General features: G+C 44.0%; 12 protein-coding genes. All 12 read right to left on the minus strand.

The genetic code is table 11. The features are described from left to right. Positions 1–134: 134 nt before the first annotated feature. Complete coding sequence (locus HFE01_RS05185) at positions 135–1664, minus strand: right-handed parallel beta-helix repeat-containing protein (RefSeq protein WP_107733583.1); 1530 nt, start codon at positions 1662–1664, stop codon at positions 135–137. A 372-nt stretch (positions 1665–2036) separates the two neighbouring features. After that, positions 2037–2147 carry a DUF6254 family protein gene (locus tag HFE01_RS27220; RefSeq protein ID WP_014599788.1) on the minus strand — a complete coding sequence of 37 codons (111 nt, stop codon included), beginning with the start codon at positions 2145–2147 and terminating at the stop codon, positions 2037–2039. A gap of 102 nt (positions 2148–2249) precedes the next feature. Continuing rightward, positions 2250–2909, minus strand: a complete 660-nt coding sequence (locus HFE01_RS05190) for a nitroreductase family protein (RefSeq protein ID WP_016820849.1) — start codon at positions 2907–2909, stop codon at positions 2250–2252. A 270-nt stretch (positions 2910–3179) separates the two neighbouring features. After that, positions 3180–3629: an RrF2 family transcriptional regulator gene (locus tag HFE01_RS05195; RefSeq protein ID WP_016820848.1), complete on the minus strand. Its 450-nt coding sequence runs from the start codon at positions 3627–3629 to the stop codon at positions 3180–3182. Between the two features lie 99 nt (positions 3630–3728). Continuing rightward, positions 3729–4928, minus strand: coding sequence for a macrolide family glycosyltransferase (locus HFE01_RS05200; RefSeq protein WP_107733582.1), 1200 nt, complete (start codon positions 4926–4928; stop codon positions 3729–3731). A gap of 325 nt (positions 4929–5253) precedes the next feature. Beyond that, positions 5254–7644, minus strand: coding sequence for a cellulase family glycosylhydrolase (locus HFE01_RS05205; RefSeq protein WP_107733581.1), 2391 nt, complete (start codon positions 7642–7644; stop codon positions 5254–5256). Positions 7645–8082: 438 nt separating this feature from the next. Continuing rightward, positions 8083–9231 (minus strand): glycoside hydrolase family 88 protein, encoded by a 1149-nt coding sequence (locus HFE01_RS05210; RefSeq protein ID WP_107733580.1) that lies wholly within the window; start codon positions 9229–9231, stop codon positions 8083–8085. A gap of 102 nt (positions 9232–9333) precedes the next feature. Then, a complete protein-coding gene (locus tag HFE01_RS05215; protein ID WP_167438483.1) occupies positions 9334–10953 on the minus strand; it encodes a glycoside hydrolase family 43 protein in 1620 nt (539 codons plus the stop codon). 55 nt (positions 10954–11008) lie between these two features. Beyond that, the gene (locus HFE01_RS05220; RefSeq protein WP_174821081.1) at positions 11009–11845 is read right to left on the minus strand and encodes a carbohydrate ABC transporter permease; all 837 of its coding nucleotides are present in this window, start codon (positions 11843–11845) and stop codon (positions 11009–11011) included. Between the two features lies 1 nt (position 11846). Further along, positions 11847–12782, minus strand: a complete 936-nt coding sequence (locus HFE01_RS05225; protein WP_049828176.1) for a carbohydrate ABC transporter permease — start codon at positions 12780–12782, stop codon at positions 11847–11849. A 62-nt stretch (positions 12783–12844) separates the two neighbouring features. Further along, positions 12845–14158, minus strand: a complete 1314-nt coding sequence (locus HFE01_RS05230; RefSeq protein WP_107733578.1) for an ABC transporter substrate-binding protein — start codon at positions 14156–14158, stop codon at positions 12845–12847. A gap of 185 nt (positions 14159–14343) precedes the next feature. Then, the gene (locus HFE01_RS05235; RefSeq protein ID WP_107733577.1) at positions 14344–16095 is read right to left on the minus strand and encodes a cache domain-containing sensor histidine kinase; all 1752 of its coding nucleotides are present in this window, start codon (positions 16093–16095) and stop codon (positions 14344–14346) included. Between the last annotated feature and the right edge of the window lie 7 nt (positions 16096–16102).

Consider the following 16102-nt stretch of genomic DNA (forward strand, 5'->3'; position numbering starts at 1 on the left):
ATCAATTATAGTGTATCAAGAATTACAAAATTGCAAATACACAAATTATGAATGTTATATGTATAAAGACAAAAGCCCTCGAATCTAGAGGGCTTTTGGGATAAATCAGCTATTCATTTGAGTCTAGTTTTGTTTCACTCATCTGCACCGATATTCACGGCCTTCCCTTTCACGCGGGGCTCCCCGTCGATATCCTCGGTTCCGATGATGGTGTTATCCGTTGATCCTGAATCGATCGCTGGTGACGAGGGCTGCAAATGGAAGTCGCCATTCGTGGCATTCACGAATCTAGGATCGACAAACAGAGAATGCGCATCGTTACCCGTTCCCGATTTGTACGTGGCGAATCCCGTATATTCTTTATCTTTCCAGGTCCAGTTGGCTCCCGAACTGCCACCAGGTGCAAAATATAAATTATAATCAACAACATTGCCGGAATTTTGGGTATATCCATTGTAGATCAACACATCAGTCGAACTCGCTACAAAAATATTGTTCTTAATCACGTTGTTTCGTGTATCATACTGAACTAAAAGCTGGCCGCTTCCATCGTCCAATGTATCGTTCTTGTACAGCGTATTGTTCACGATCTTGCTGTTTACCGTTGAGCCACGTTCGTCATCATAGCCGCCCATAGCAATGCCGGTCAATCGGTTGTTATATATCACGTTACTGCGGACCGTAATATTGCTGGTGGCTTTGCCGGCATGCTCGGAGGCTATTTCGACACCGATGTCATTGTTATAACTGTAGTTCTGCTCAATAATGTTGTCCTTGCCCCCATCTACATAAATGCCGCCGGCCGAGTTGTCATCGCTCTTGTAGGATGGGTTATTTCGAACCGAATTATTGTACACTCGGTTGCCCTTTACCAACCCGTTTCGCACTTGATCGTAAGCAGTATTCGGTGCGGTTCCTTCAAAGCCGATCAGATCGATTCCTATGTTGTCGTTATCGTGAATGAGGTTGCTGGTCACTGCAAAGCCGTTCACATTACCGTTTAAAACAAGCGATTCGCTGGAGCCGAGCACGAGATTGTATAGTTCATTGCCGCTGATTGTAAGGTTGTGAATCGATGCAGGAGCTTTCGTGCCATAAACAGCGATGCCGTGAGCGTCCCGTCCCAGCCGGTCCTTTCCGGTTGGGGTGGCCGTGTTTTTGATGTCGTGGATTTTGTTATCGGACAGATTGATGAAGCTCCCTGCACCGTGAACGTAAATGCCTGTAGGCACTGCGTTCTTGGAAGCTGTGGTAAAATTGCGGATTTCAAACCCCTGGATGGTAACGTAATCGACATCGGCCAATTCGATTAACCCCTCGTTCCCGCTGACCGATAGGCCTGTTCCGTCAACAATGGCGGTTTCGTTGCCATAGCTTGCGAACACGATGGGGCCTTGCGAGGCGGAGCCAGAGCGGGTGATTTTCAGTTTCTCCTTGTAAACACCGCCTCGGACATAGACCTTGCTGCCTGGAGAGACTGTGTCAGCCGCATGCTGGAGCGTTTTCCACGGCGCGTCGCTTGTTCCCGCGTTGGAATCGCTACCAATTGTCGACACATAATATTCGGTACTAGCGGCAGAGGCGGCAGGAGTCTGTAGATTACCGATTGCAAGGCCCAACCCCAAGCTTAAACCTACAAGCAAAAATTTACCGAGTTTCTTCAAGAATTTTCAACTCCCATCCTAATTTAGCTTTCGTCAAATTAACGTTATCATCAGTTTACGGCTTCTTGCAAGCGAAGAACGTCCTCTACCGTCCGTCGGTAAGCTTTCCGTAAAAGGGCCGACAGTACCCCACACGCATTGGTGAATTGCAGTAATTTTTCGCTTTGACAAAGAAAACCTAATAAAAACACCCCTGAAAATATTATGTATATTTTCAGGGGTGAATAGCTAACTCAATGCCTCCAATATTACTGACCACTGAAATAAAACATATTGGATGCCGCCTGTATGAAGGGCCTTTATGATCACACACCATGAGAAGACTGCCGATAAATTTCATCGACAGCCCTTCTTTTCCAAGTAGTATACTCCTCAATCCTGTTCGCTGGACAATTCCTTGAGCGATTTGATTTTACCATGGGGATGCTGTTCTTGCTTTCGTGACTTCCATGCAGCTTCTTTCCTTCTCTTCTGGTGAGCCATAACAGATATCCTCCTTTGGAAATTGTGAATGTATACTACTTCCTTAAGTTGTCATTTCTCGTCTCTATTCATTCATAAAATTAAATTCGTTGGGTTTTGTTTTTAGTTAGCGGGCATCTCGTTAAAGAATGTGATGTCGTCTATCGGCAGCCGAGTTGTCTGATGACCCGGTTGTGCCGCTTTACCGAGTGCAATCAGCATGATTGGAATGTAGCGGTCTCTAATACCGAACGCTTGCTTAAGCTCGGCCGCATTATAGCCACCCATCGCGACCGTATCGTAGCCGTGAGCACGTGCAACCAGCATGAGCTGCTGGGATACAATACCACCATCGATATGAATGACTTTGTGAAGGCTTTCCTCTGGTAACGAAGCATACGTATGAATCGATCTTTCTACGAACGATTTAGCGGTATCTTCCGCTATATAGCCATGTTTTACTGCTTCGCCGAAAACTTCATCGAGCTTCTTATATCCTTCCGTATCACCAAGCACAACGATCACCGCTGCAGCCTCAGTAACCTGGGATTGATTATAGGCGATGGGCTGCAGTTTTGCTTTCAATTCCTCTGTTTCAATAACCAAGAAGCGCCAGGGCTGAACATTACTCGAAGAAGGTGCAAGCGACGCTTCTTTCAGAATATCCTTAATTTCCTCGTGAGATAGACGAACCGATTTGTCGTAATGACGCACAGAGCGGCGCTCGCGGATGACATCGGCGAACAAGGCGGAGCTCTGGCCAGTATGAGTTGAAGTTGACATTATGAATCCTCCTTTTAAATAAATACTGTTTTTTATTCAGCACAGTTAAATTCAGACTTTGCGGCTAGTCAGAGCTTGAATTCCTACTAAAACGAAGTACCTTGAAAAATCCAAGATATTTCCGCTTCTGCGCACAGACATAACTGTGTTTATTTTCACACAGATAACCTTAAAAATTAACGCTGCGCGCGGCTTGCATTTAACTGTGGTTTATATTGCACAGTATAAAATCTAAGCAAGCCGCTGTCAACCGTCTTTTTCCAGGTCCATCTAAAGCTTGGCTTCCAGTTGGTTGGCGAGATCTGCAATCGTGTACTTGCTTAATACTCCGCGTATGCTGTCGTCCATTTCTTGAGTAATATCCTCAAGTGTAGATTTCATACATTTACCGAGCGGATGCGTGCCAGCTGTCTCGGTAATACCGAAGGAAAGCCTGCTGCCTGAACGAAATACATCATATACATCAACCAGTTGTATAGATTCTGCCGGTTTCCTAAGGTGGTACCCACCGTCACGGCCTTCCCGGGTCCCGATAAACCCTTCCTTTGCGAGAACGGAAAGTATGCGGCGCAGCAAAGAAGGCTCCGACTGAAGATATTTGGCGAGTTCAATACTTGGACAAGCTATGCTTTTGTCTTCCTGCGACAATATAACAAGTGCTTGAACAGCCAGTCCAAACCACTTTGGGTGCTGAGTCGGCGTACAATACTCCTGCTTCAACCTTTACTCTCTCCTTCCAGCTTACTCATAAGTAGTATGAGTAAATTCTACCGAATTCCCTAATATGCTGCAATAGACGAGCTTACATCCAATATATATTTAAATATGATATTGACCTTTAAATGCGAAAATCTCATTAACAGCTTGGTGATATCCACCAGTTTTTTGAAAAGATTCTCTCATATGTGCAACAGCTTTTTTGAATGGGAGGCTTAACACATGATCTGCGGCTTCACGCAATTGATTTGCAGTCAAGCTTTCCATTTGTAACTTAATACCTGCTCCCATATTGGCGACTTGTCCTGCGATGATCGGTTGATCCGCGCTTTGCGGGATTATAATCAGCGGAACCCCGTAATATAGACCTTCGTGGGTACTGTTCATTCCACCATGTGTAATAAATAATTTAGTGTGTTGCAAGATATCCGTTTGTGGTACATCATTTTTTACGATGAAGTTTTCAGGAACTTCCCCTAAATCGGAAACTTGGGTTCTATTCCCAATCGACATGACAACCGTATGATCCGTGTTCCCAAATGCCTCAATACAAAGCTTATAGAAGTCAATTGCTCGGTTAAAGACTGTACCCAATGAGATGTAAATTGGTTTTTTTTCCTTGATTGCAGTAAAATCGAAGCTTTCTTGCGTTAATCGTGAAGAGATGGATGGACCTACAAATTTATAAGTTTGGTCGAATGCTTCTCCATAAGGTTGAAACTCTCTTGTTGTATATACGATTGTAAGTGGTGCAGGATTACAAAACACTTCGTAAGGTGAATGGATCTCCACTCCATATTTCTCCTTTACCATTGCCGTCAGGTTTTGAAATTTATCATTTATAGGTTTAACTATATCTTTAGGGACATTAATGGAGAATTGTTCCATAATATGATTGAATGATTCTTTTGTCTGGGCGAAAGAAGTACAAGAATTGATTGCAGGAAGCTTAAGAATTTGAGCAAGTATACGTCCACACCCAAACATGGAATCATGGATGATATAATCAAAATGCTCTCCTTTGATCTGTTCGAGAACGCTTGGAATGATGATATCTGCCGTAAGTAAAAGACCGTTAATTCTTTCCAGCAAATAATCTCTTCCACCTGAGATAAAAGCTTTTATAAATTTTTGATCGTCAAATGTTCGTACTGAAGCTCCCGTCCTCTCGATACGCTCCCGAAAGGCTTCTATAGAAAAGTACACTACCTCTTCTCCGCGCGAAATAAGCTCCTGTACAACTCCAATGGTTGGATTGATATGTCCCTCTGATCCACCATTAATAAATAAAACACGCGCCATTTCAACCGCTCCTTAGTTCATTTTCTTCAGTAAAATTATCCGTTTCTGATTCTAACATGTTCTCTGAATTTCAGGGTGCTGCTTCTCTAATGAACATTGTAGCTGCTTTCTCAAGTTAATATACTTTCAATCGTCTCCGTCTCCATAACTTGTTTATTATTCTTTTAAGTTAGTAGGTTGTAAGACGACATTTGAATTGATTCGATGTATATTCTTACTCTGCAACAAAAAAAGCCGCCAAGTTGGCGGCTTTGCATACAGCAAAGACTTGTTTTCATGCTGGACACTGTTGGATAACGTTAAATACTCATGGTTTACTGGATGACTATTTGTTGGCTGAATCGCTATAAACCGTGCTTAATCTTGATGTCGCCCTAATACCATTAGGGCCTTCAATGATAATACGACCTTGTTCCGTAAGGCTGGATCCTTGCCAGTCAGTGGCCATATCCAGATAATCAAGACCCGGGCTGTTTCCTTTCCAAGACCATGCAAGATAACCTACGCCCTTTTGCTCAGCGTAACTCATAATGGTAGCCTCATCCACATCACCGCTTGTATGCTTAATACCAAATTCTCCAATCAGCAGAGCCAGGTTTTTATTCAGTACATTATCCATATTGCTCTTTACTGTGGCGGCATTTCCGCCGGCATATTCGTACATATGAATGGAGAACATCGTATTTTTAAGTGGATCTGCATTAAAGACTTCTGTTCCGTAGTCAAAAATAGATTGCGGGTACTGCCCCCATCCTGCACCGTCAACAATAATTGTATTTTTGATGCCAGCATTTCTGAGCTTAGGAATAACAGACTGATAACCTTGCGCCCAGCCTCCTCCATCCCAGGTTCCATACCATTCGTTCGCGATATTGAGGATGACGGTGCTTTCTTTCCCAATGAGTGCGCTTTTCATTTCAATCCAGTAATTAGCGATATTATCCAATACAGCAGCGCTGTCAGACCCTGTGCCATCATGGACTTCAAGAACAACGACTAATTTGTTTTGCTCTGATAATGTGATTAAATTTTGTATCGCTGACAGATCATCTTTCGTCCATTGCTGACCATCTGACAGTACGATTCTAATAGTATTCGCTCCCGTTTTCGCAATGGCAGGGATCGCTACAGACTCTTGTCCCTTATACCAGGTATAAGCGTGATTGATTCCCCTCATCACAAACGGATTTCCCTTGGCATCGTAGAGCGTTGTTCCGTTAATATAAAAACCTGTATTCTCAGTTGTAGAATTCGTCGTAACTTTTATGATATTACTTGCTGCTGAAATATTTCCTGCTGCATCCCTGGCTCTTACAGTGAAGCTGTATGCTGTATTAGCGGTAAGTCCCGTCACCGTATAACTTGTCGTGGTTGTTGAATCGACTAAAGTTGTTCCATTATACACATCGTAGCTGGTAACATCTACATCGTCTGTTGATGCGGTCCATACAAGACTCACCGAAGTGTTTGTTTTGGAGTAGCTTTTCAGATTTGTTGGTGCCGTTGGTGCCGTCGTATCAGGGGTTGAGTCAACAAGCGTAAACTTCCACTTCTGCTGATCATTTCCGTTATCCGTCCATTGCTGCACATTTGCCCCGTCATTAGTATAACCTCCGATTACATCCAGCGCTTTACCGCTAGATTGTACAAGCAGCTTATAATATCCACCGCCGACGTCAATCATTTTCCATTTTTGATTAGTTAAATCGCTGTCTGTCCATTGCTGTACACTAGCACCATCTTCTGAGGAGCCTCCGGCTACTGTTAATGCTTTACCGCTGGATTGTACAATCAATTTATAATATCCGTCGCCAACGTCAATGACTTTCCATCTCTGCCGAGCGCTGCCGCTGTCCGTCCACTGCTGCACCTTCGCTCCATCGGCAGTTGAGTCTCCTGCTTCCAGATTTTTGCCGCTATGCTGTGCCGTTAGTTTATATGTTTCACCTGAAACAATATTTGTGTTAGCTGTGGTGGTGGTAACATCAATCACATTGCTTGCATCTGACACGTTACCTGCGGCATCTCTAGCTTTCACGTAAAAGCTGTACGCCATGTTGGCTGTTAAGCCGGTAACGATGAAGGATGTCGACGCACTGGAACCTACGAGGTCTGATCCTTTGTAGATGTCGTAGCCTGAAACACCTACATTGTCTGTAGATTCCGTCCACTGCAAGCTTACTGTCGTATCCGATACAGAGGAACTGGCCAGATTGGAGGGCGCTGTTGGAGGTGAGTTATCCTCCGGCTGGTCAGCCGAATGCACTTCAAATTCCCAAAGGGAATATCCGTAGCTGGTAGCCCTTTCAATGCCACTCATTTTTACATATCTAGCGTCTGTTGCTTCGAAAGATATCTTATCGATTCCTCCATCTCCAGTCGTGGTGGAATAGACGGTAGTCCAATGATCATCATCCGTCGATGTCTGAACTTGGTAAGACTTCGCGTAAGCGGCTTCCCAGTTAAGCGTAACGCCATTGATTTTGGTGGTGCTACCGAGATCTACACTTATCCACTGCGGATCTGAATATTGTGAGGACCATCTAGTTAGCGGGTCACCGTCGATCGCAAAATCAGCCGCTTTACTCGAATCTTCGACGGAGCTTGCGGTTGCCGATTGGGTAAGCCTAGTATTATCGGAAGCGCTCACATTTTTGATCGGCAACATACTCATAAGCAGTCCAAACAAAATCAAGCATGTTATGGTTTTTTTCATTCCCAAACCTCCTATTGAGCATAATAAACAGCTAATTGGTTACCCCTGCGTCTCATAGCTTTCAATTCCAATCTCTATCCCTGAGGCATGGCAAAGTCTTCTCCTTTCCGTTCATAATTGGGACAAAAACAAACAAACGTGGAACAACCCTTAAGTAACCGCTTTCTTTTACAACTAAAAATTTATTCGCTTTAATAGATTTTCTGTATCATTCCCAGCGATGAAATTTTATTAAAGCGACCTAAAGCATATATATTTTTGTTTTCCAGTACTATGCCTTGATGATCAAAAAGTTTTAAAATCTGTTTTCCTAACTCCATGGTATGGGTCCTAAAAGTGCAAAACAAGACAACTTTCTCTCAACAGTTGTCTTGTCTAGTTTTGTTATATTTATATAGTTGTCGATTAAACTCGATATTCTCAGGGTTGTAATCTTGTTTACCAGAAATATAAATCGCTCCCCTTGAGCTTGAACATAGCTTCTATGAAAAAATAATCGCCATAAATGATGGATTGATGATGAGTAGTGGCATGGTATGAGGCAGAGCCGTTCTTGAGGATGCAGTCACAGCCAGTCGTCCAGTCGACATGTAGCGCCTGCAGTAGTTTTATCGCTGCTCGCAAATACATATCCTTCTCATGCAACCCGACCACTTTGGCAATCTCGATCAGACCACAGGCGGCAATTGCTGCAGCCGTCGAATCCTCAAGCGCCGGTTCTTTGGGCTGTCTGAAATCGACTGGAGTAACCCCATTTTCAGGAATATTGGCGATAAAATAATGGGCAACCCTTTTGGCCGTATTCAAATACTCTTCCTTTTGCGTATGGTTATAGCTCATCATGAACCCGTACAAGGCCCAGCTTTGTCCTCGCGTCCATGAAGATCCTTCCTCGTACCCCTGTCCTCCATAGGTTTTAACCACTCCGCCTACAAATGGATCCAATTCAACGATATGGTTGACGGACCCATCTGCTCTCACAAAAGCATTCATGGTCATGTCCGCATGCTTCACTGCAATCTGCCGAAAACGAGGATCGCCAGTTTCTTCGGAAGCCCAGTACAAGAGCGGAATGTTCAACATGCAGTCAATGATGGCCCAGCCTCTGGTATCTTCGCCTTCTAGGTCGTTCCAGGCCCGAATGAATTCCCCTGCCGGATTGTAGCGACCTGCAAGTAGGTTTGCCGCGTGCATTGCCCGTTTACGGGATACTGGATTCTGGGTGAGTTTAAAGTTAGCCACACTCGTGGGGAGCCACATGAAGCCTACATCATGATGCAGACCATAATAATTATGAAAGCAGGCATCCAGTTTCTGCTCAGAGATTTCGGCAACGTCCTTGTATTTCGGATTGCCTGTTACATGATACATCTGCCACAGCATTCCCCCCCAGAATCCATTGGTCCACCAACTTATTCCATCCGCTTCCGTACGGGTAGGATTACAGACCGATCGGTCATCATGTTCACCATCGATTGTTGTATACGGGATTTTGTTTCTTGATTTTTCGCTGAGCCAGTCCATCTTAGCGATGATTTGGTCTACGATCTCGTTAACCCAAACGGTTGTGCTATCTAAAGTAAGCATGAATTTCATCCCTTCTTTTTTCTCTAATATGAAGATAACTCCAGCCTGTCACGAAAATAACCAAACATGGGCTTAACCATTAATGCAAATGGGCGTAACCCTCTATTTCTCTTTCTGCGGAGAAGTATGGTCTACAAGACTTTCCAGAGGAAGATATTCAAAATAGTCAAACCAGGCCTCCTTGCTCTGCCTATCCAGATCTTGGACACAGATTCCGACAAAAGCTCCTGTAAATCCGAGTTTGCCTCCATATTCGTCTGACAGTGTGCCAAAGTCCTGTGGATTACATACGGCAGTCCACTCCTGCCCGTCAGGAGATGCATAGAATATCAAATCCCGTCGATGAATTACGGCTTTCAAATAGTATTGCTTCCAATCTACTACTGAAAGCTGCATTGTCGAAATCTCATCATATTTGCCTGCCTTAGATAGGATTACACCTAGCGTAACTCCCCGGATTTCGTCGCCAGTCACTCGTAAATAGTAGTAATCTCCATCATCGTAGTAGCAAACCAAACCGGCCATTTCATAAAAGCTTTCGGGCTTAAATTCCATGCAGGTCTCCACCGAGCAATGGAAATGCTGGATTGGGCGGGCAACCATGCTTTGATCATGTAAAGACGCAAGCGATTCTCTTCCGCGTAAGCGCAAGAATCCGGGTCTGTCGGTCAGGCTAACCCATGAGGGATCGAATGGGACACGCAGACTTTGATACGCAAGGCCGATGTCCTCCCTGTCAAAGTGGTCTCTAGGTTCTTCTGCTGGAAAAGGATGGCTTGGCAGGTTCGGAGCTTCTGTCTCCAGAGCCGGTAATTTGCCGCCTTGGCTCAGACGTAGCCAGCCATCTTCGGTCCATATACACTTCTGAATCGCTGTTTCCCTGCCGAGCGGATTCATTAAAGAAATGTCAGAAAAAGGCCTGGTACACAGATGGGCCATATACCATTCCCCGAGCTGCGTTTCGACCAGTGTCCCATGACCCGCCTGCTGCAATGGGTATGTTGGATCGTGCGCCGTGGTCATGAGCGGAAAATGGGGGTCAGTTTCATAAGGTCCGGTCAGATTGCGGCTGCGCGCAAGAGTTACCATGTGCTGGACCCCTGTTCCGCCCTCTGCGGTTAATAAATAATAGAACGCTCCCCGTTTATACAGCTGGGGTCCTTCTGTAACGCCTACTGGCGTACCCTTATAAATTTCGTGTATTGGTCCAATCAGGGATTGAGACTTTGCATCATATTCCTGCATGATAATACCTGAAAAGTTGTTGTGATTTTTTCTGAAGTCCCAACGCATATTGAGCAGCCACTTGCGTCCGTCATCGTCATGGAACAGAAATGGATCAAAACCGCTGCCATTCAGTCTTACCGGTTGGCTCCAAGGACCCTCAATGCTTTTCGAACAAATGATATAGTTATGCAGGTCCTTATACACTCTGCTGCGCGATTTTACATCCGTAAATAACAAATAAAATAAACCATCATCATAGGAAATTGCAGGCGCCCAGATTGATCCGGATGCGACATTGCCTCTTAAATTAACTTGAGAGGATTCTGTAAGAGCTCTGGCTGTCAGCCTCCAATGAATCAAGTCCCGAGAATGGTGGATTTCCACACCAGGAAACCACTCAAAAGTAGACGTAGCCATATAGTAGTCATCCCCGACTCGGATCAGAGAGGGGTCAGGATGAAAGCCAACCAGAACAGGGTTAACAATTTTGTTCATGTCTAAGGAGAACCTCCTGTAGAGTAATTTGTTAAATGGAAAGAAGAAGGATTTTTCATCCTTTTGTGGCCCCTGACGAAATTCCTTTAATGAAGAACTTTTGCATAAAAACGAATGCAATAAGCACAGGAACAACGGACAAGGCGGTTCCGGCGAAAATCATATCCCATCTTGACGAAAACTCCCCGATATATCGATAAATTTCTACAACCATCGTTTTGGGTTCACCGGATGGAAGTACTAGCATTGGCAAGAGAAAATCGTTCCAGATGCCAAGCCCGTTCAATACGACCATACTAGCCGTAACCGGACCTAACAACGGAAATACAATTCTCCAGAAAATAGTGTACCTGCTACAGCCGTCAATCTCTGCTGCTTCTTCAATTTCCTTAGGAATCCCTTTTACAAAGCTTGTGTAGAGCAAGCATCCGAAGCCCACAGCGCCTGCGATATAAATAAAAATCGGTCCTGCTAGACTTCCGTAAAGGCCAAGGATTTTAAGCTCTTTGAATAACGGAATCATGTAAGCCTGAAAAGGAATCATCATCCCGGCAAGAAAATAAAGGAACACGAAATGGGTCCATTTGGCGTTTCTTCTTTCAATCGCATACCCTGCCATCGGAATAATCAAGATTTGCATAACGATTGAAACAACGGTCAAGATCAAACTATTGACAATTGCTTTTGGGAACTCAGTCTCAGTCAACAAATATTTGAAATTGCCTAGATACAGTGAGGTCGGAAATGACAGAGCATCGCGCATAATTTCACCATTGCTTTTGAAGGCAGACATTAGGTTATATAGAATCGGAAAAAAGAATACGACCGCTACTAGCAGAGTAACCACGAACAGGATCACTTCGCCTATTTTTTGACGTGCTTGCATGCTCATATCAATACTGCACCTCCCTTTTTCGGAGAATTTTCACTTGAATAACGGTAATGATCAATATAATGACAAACAATACCATAGCAAGAGCAGTGCCGAAGCCCTGTCTCAATTCGCCAAAGCCTACCTTGTAAATAATGTAGGTCAACGTTTCAGTCGCAAAGCCGGGTCCCCCATCCGTCATAACAGCAATTTGATCGAATATTTTTAGTGCACTGATCATGGAAAGCACCATACATACGGTCATAGAGCCAGCAAGCAGCGGAAAGGTAATATAACGGAACTGCTGCCAGCCATTCGCTCCATCAATGCTTGCGGCTTCGGACAGGTCTGCTGGGATTCCCTGTAGCCCTGCCAGATAGATGATCATGTAATAACCAGCACCTTTCCAGACCGTGGACAGAATGATGGACAGCATTGCGTATTTGGGGTCTCCCAACCAATCGACAGCCCAGCTTCCAAGTCCGACTGTGTCTAGGATTTTATTTACAACGCCAAAATTATAATTAAGGATCATCGCCCATACGAAGCCCATAACGATCCCGCTAAGCAAAGTGGGAAAATAAAAAATACTGCGAAATAAATTTTTGAACCACCTTATCCTATCAACCATCAGGGCCATGGCAATCGCCGCTATGTTTTCCAGAATGACTAGACTTATGGTCATGATGAGTGTGTTCTTAAGCGCATTATGAACCCGGGGACTATTCCATATCTCAACAAAATTTGCGAAGCCAATAAATCGGATATCCTCGCTTATTCCATTCCAAGAGGTAAAGCTGAGATAAACACTGCCAAGGGTAGGAACGATAACAAACAAGGTGTACAGTATCAATGATGGAAGTATAAATATTATGGCAAAGGGGTGCTGCTTTTTCTTTTTTAGGTGAGCTGTCGCTGTAGCAATGCGCCCTCCTGTTGATGCTGTGGGTGCTCTCATACAATCCATTCCTTCCTATAAAGAGGAACCACTTAGGAGCTGATTCCTCCAAAGGTTTTATTTCACATCGAATTCGCCTTCACCTGATTGTCATATTCTGTGTCCACCTGCTGCATATAAGTCTTGACATCTCCGTCGTTCACGACCATCTCCTGCAGCTTTTTGTAGAACCAGTTGCGGAACTGAGGCTGTATCAAGTTTTCTCCCCACCAGTTATTAATAGCCAAAGACTTTGTAACATTCGGGTCGTTCATCAGATCAAGAGCCACCTGCATGGCTTCCCCGGTCTTATACTTGACTTTCTCTTTCGTAGACGGAATTCCGTTAATGCTCGCAAGATACTGCGAATATTGCTCTGGCTCGAAGAAAAAACGAATAAATTTTTTGATCGCTTCTGTTTTCTCAGGGTCCTTGGCTACTTCAGCGGACAAGGACCATCCGGCAGGCGATGGAAGCCCTATAATATTCACTTTGCCGTTGCGGTCAGGCACCGCATAGAAGCCGTATTCAAAGTTCGGGTCAGCTTCTTCGATTTGTGAAAACATCCAGGTCCCAGAGTATAGTTGAGCGGCTTTGCCTGTAATCAGAAAGGAAGCCGTTTGATTGTCAGGAGTACTAAGCCAACCTTTATCCACATAATTTTTGAACAGTTCTTTATAATCCGCCATCGCCTGTACGACATTTTCATCCGTAAAGCTGACTTTCTTGGCTGTTTTCTTGGAATTCCAGTTTGGATCTTTTGAATACACATCATCAATAAGAAACTTGTTTACCCAAAATCCCATATGAAAAATGTCTTTTCCACCAACCACAAGCGGAGTCATTCCGGAAGCCTTCAATTTTTCTTGGATGGCAATAAACTCGTCATACGTTGTAGGAAGCTCAGTGATCCCTGCATCCGCATATGCTTTTTTGCTGTAGATAATGCCTTGGGGTGCATTCATTGATAAAGGTGCATTCCACACTTTACCTTCTACTGCCGGAGGTGAATCTAGCAACTGCACTAAGTCTGAAGGCAGTTCAACGATTTTACCCGCATCAGCAAAGACCTCTGTATCCCGCATCTCTACCAGATCAGGAAACTCGCCAACCGCATCCTTCGTTTTCAGCCAATCGAGGTAGGAGCTGCTGGAGTTTTCACTGTAATCCTTTACTTTAATATCAGGATTGGCCTTCATGAATCTTTGGATGGTATCGGCTATCGCTTTTTTGGCAGCCGGATCTCCTGAGGCATATCCAATGGTAAAGCTCACTTTCTCTCCCTCATGATCAGACCTCGTTCCATTCGTATCGCTGTTGCTTCCACTACAAGCTCCCAAGAACATGGTCGTTGTAAGCACTAGTGCACTTAACGTAAATTTTGCCTTTTTCAGCATAGCTACTGAAACCCCCTCTTTAATGTAATAAAAGCTGTTGAAAGCGGCTGCGGCATAAGTAAGCGCTTTCGTTATTTAGAATAACATTGGCTGGTTTTTACTTGTATGAACTTTTTTAAGCCTCATATGGGGGGAATTTAAGAATGAAAAAAGAACGGACGAGTCATCCGCTCTTGATGCAGGCTTTACTTTTCAGGGATAGGAAAACAGAGCAGCACAGACGTTCCAATATTTTCATGACTGCTTATGGATAGCCCATATTGTTCTCCGTACATGGAACGTATTCGCTCGTGCACATTTTTTAAACCAACAGATCTGCTGAGAGCATCAGGCTTATTCAGGATTTCAGTTATACGCGCCAAAGTCGCTTTATCCATGCCTACACCATCATCGTAAATCGTTATCGCCAGATTTGTTTCCCTCTTTTCCACAGTGATTGCGACAGTACCTCTTTTCTTCATTCGTAGCCCGTGCTGGATTGCGTTTTCTACGATTGGCTGCAAGGATAATTTTAAGATCGGCCAATCCATTTGAACATCCTGAGAAATATCACAGCGGAGTGTATATCTGTTCTCATAACGGACCGAAATAATATAGAAATAATCATGCAGGTGTTCAAGCTCTCTGGATAGAATTACACGGTCTTCACCGTAATCAATGACGTATTTCAATTGATTGGCCAAGGAGTGAATCATATCAGCGACCTCATCAGCCTCCTTATCCACTGCATTCATCCGTATAACTTCTAAAGTATTGTAGAGATAATGAGGTCTGATTTGGCTTTTTAGTGCATTCAGCTCAGTCTGTTTCTGCTTGATTTGAGCCACATAGGCCTCATCAATGTGTGCTTGAAGACGTTCGACCATCCGGTTAAAGCCTTGGGTCAATCTGCCCATTTCATCGTTGCTGTTCACTGGGAGGTTCATGTCCAATTTTCCAGATTCCACGACAGCCATTTGCTGTATCAGATTTTGGATGGGCGAAGCGAGACGGCGGGAGAACCAGGTACCCATAATAATCAGCACTAACGAGCAGATCAGAATCGCAATATACACGGTAGCCCTCGCGGAAAAAAGCTGATCAAACAACCCCTCGCGATGAATGCCAGCAATCAGCCTACCGTTTAGAAAGGGGATTTCCTCCTGCAACACAAGCATTTCATTTTTATTAGAATTCAATAATAATTTTTCATTCAACCTGACATCTAAATGACCGAAGTAAATATCATCCTTGCCATCGATCAGTACCAGTTCATCCTGGTCTCCAAGGTAAAGCTCACTTAAAAACCGATTAAACATAGACTTATCGATATCCAGAAACAGCGTACCCACCACTTTATGTTCATGCTTGAGCGGGCCTGAAGTATCGATCAAATTTCGCGCTATAGTGAAAACGTCACGCCTTGCACCGGTAAAATATTGGTCCTGATGTGTTGGGAAGATAGCCACCTTCGAAGGCTGGCTGCTCATTTTCTCTTTCCACTGACGGAAAGGGAGGAATTCGCTTCTAAGCGCCCTATTCTCCCTTTCTTGGTAATAGATTTTCTCGTCGGCTTCCCGCACAAAATAAGCGCCTGTAATATAAGGGCCGCTATATAGGACGGTTTTCAAAAATGAGTCGATAGGAGTTGAATTAATCTGCTCTAGTTCATTGACATTATAGGTTTGGTTCCGACGTATATTTTCTGATAACCCCTCATAACGAACGTTATACATAAGCTTCGAAATATCATTGTACTGCTGGAAGGCAGAATTAATATTGTAGCTCATGTACATCACCATTTGCTGTAAGTTGCTGGTTGTATATCGCTCCACATAGCCTGAGAAAATCTGAACGGAAAAGAAACTAAGTGCGAATAAAGGAATAAGCCCAACCAAAATAAAAGAAGCAGAGAATTTAACGAATATACTTTTAGGTATCGGTATCCATGAACGCATGAAGGAG

This window comes from Paenibacillus sp. EKM10P (assembly GCF_011800655.1).
GTDB lineage: Bacteria > Bacillota > Bacilli > Paenibacillales > Paenibacillaceae > Paenibacillus > Paenibacillus polymyxa.

What these genes read in the sequence shown, in the direction of transcription:
- HFE01_RS05210 (WP_107733580.1), bottom strand. Translation starts at nt 9,231, where the DNA reads ATGCTTACTTTAGATAGCACAACCGTTTGGGTTAACGAGATCGTAGAC.
- HFE01_RS27220 (WP_014599788.1), bottom strand. Translation starts at nt 2,147, where the DNA reads ATGGCTCACCAGAAGAGAAGGAAAGAAGCTGCATGGAAGTCACGAAAG.
- HFE01_RS05205 (WP_107733581.1), bottom strand. Translation starts at nt 7,644, where the DNA reads ATGAAAAAAACCATAACATGCTTGATTTTGTTTGGACTGCTTATGAGT.
- HFE01_RS05220 (WP_174821081.1), bottom strand. Translation starts at nt 11,845, where the DNA reads ATGAGCATGCAAGCACGTCAAAAAATAGGCGAAGTGATCCTGTTCGTG.
- HFE01_RS05235 (WP_107733577.1), bottom strand. Translation starts at nt 16,095, where the DNA reads ATGCGTTCATGGATACCGATACCTAAAAGTATATTCGTTAAATTCTCT.
- HFE01_RS05200 (WP_107733582.1), bottom strand. Translation starts at nt 4,928, where the DNA reads ATGGCGCGTGTTTTATTTATTAATGGTGGATCAGAGGGACATATCAAT.
- HFE01_RS05225 (WP_049828176.1), bottom strand. Translation starts at nt 12,782, where the DNA reads ATGAGAGCACCCACAGCATCAACAGGAGGGCGCATTGCTACAGCGACA.
- HFE01_RS05215 (WP_167438483.1), bottom strand. Translation starts at nt 10,953, where the DNA reads ATGAACAAAATTGTTAACCCTGTTCTGGTTGGCTTTCATCCTGACCCC.
- HFE01_RS05190 (WP_016820849.1), bottom strand. Translation starts at nt 2,909, where the DNA reads ATGTCAACTTCAACTCATACTGGCCAGAGCTCCGCCTTGTTCGCCGAT.
- HFE01_RS05230 (WP_107733578.1), bottom strand. Translation starts at nt 14,158, where the DNA reads ATGCTGAAAAAGGCAAAATTTACGTTAAGTGCACTAGTGCTTACAACG.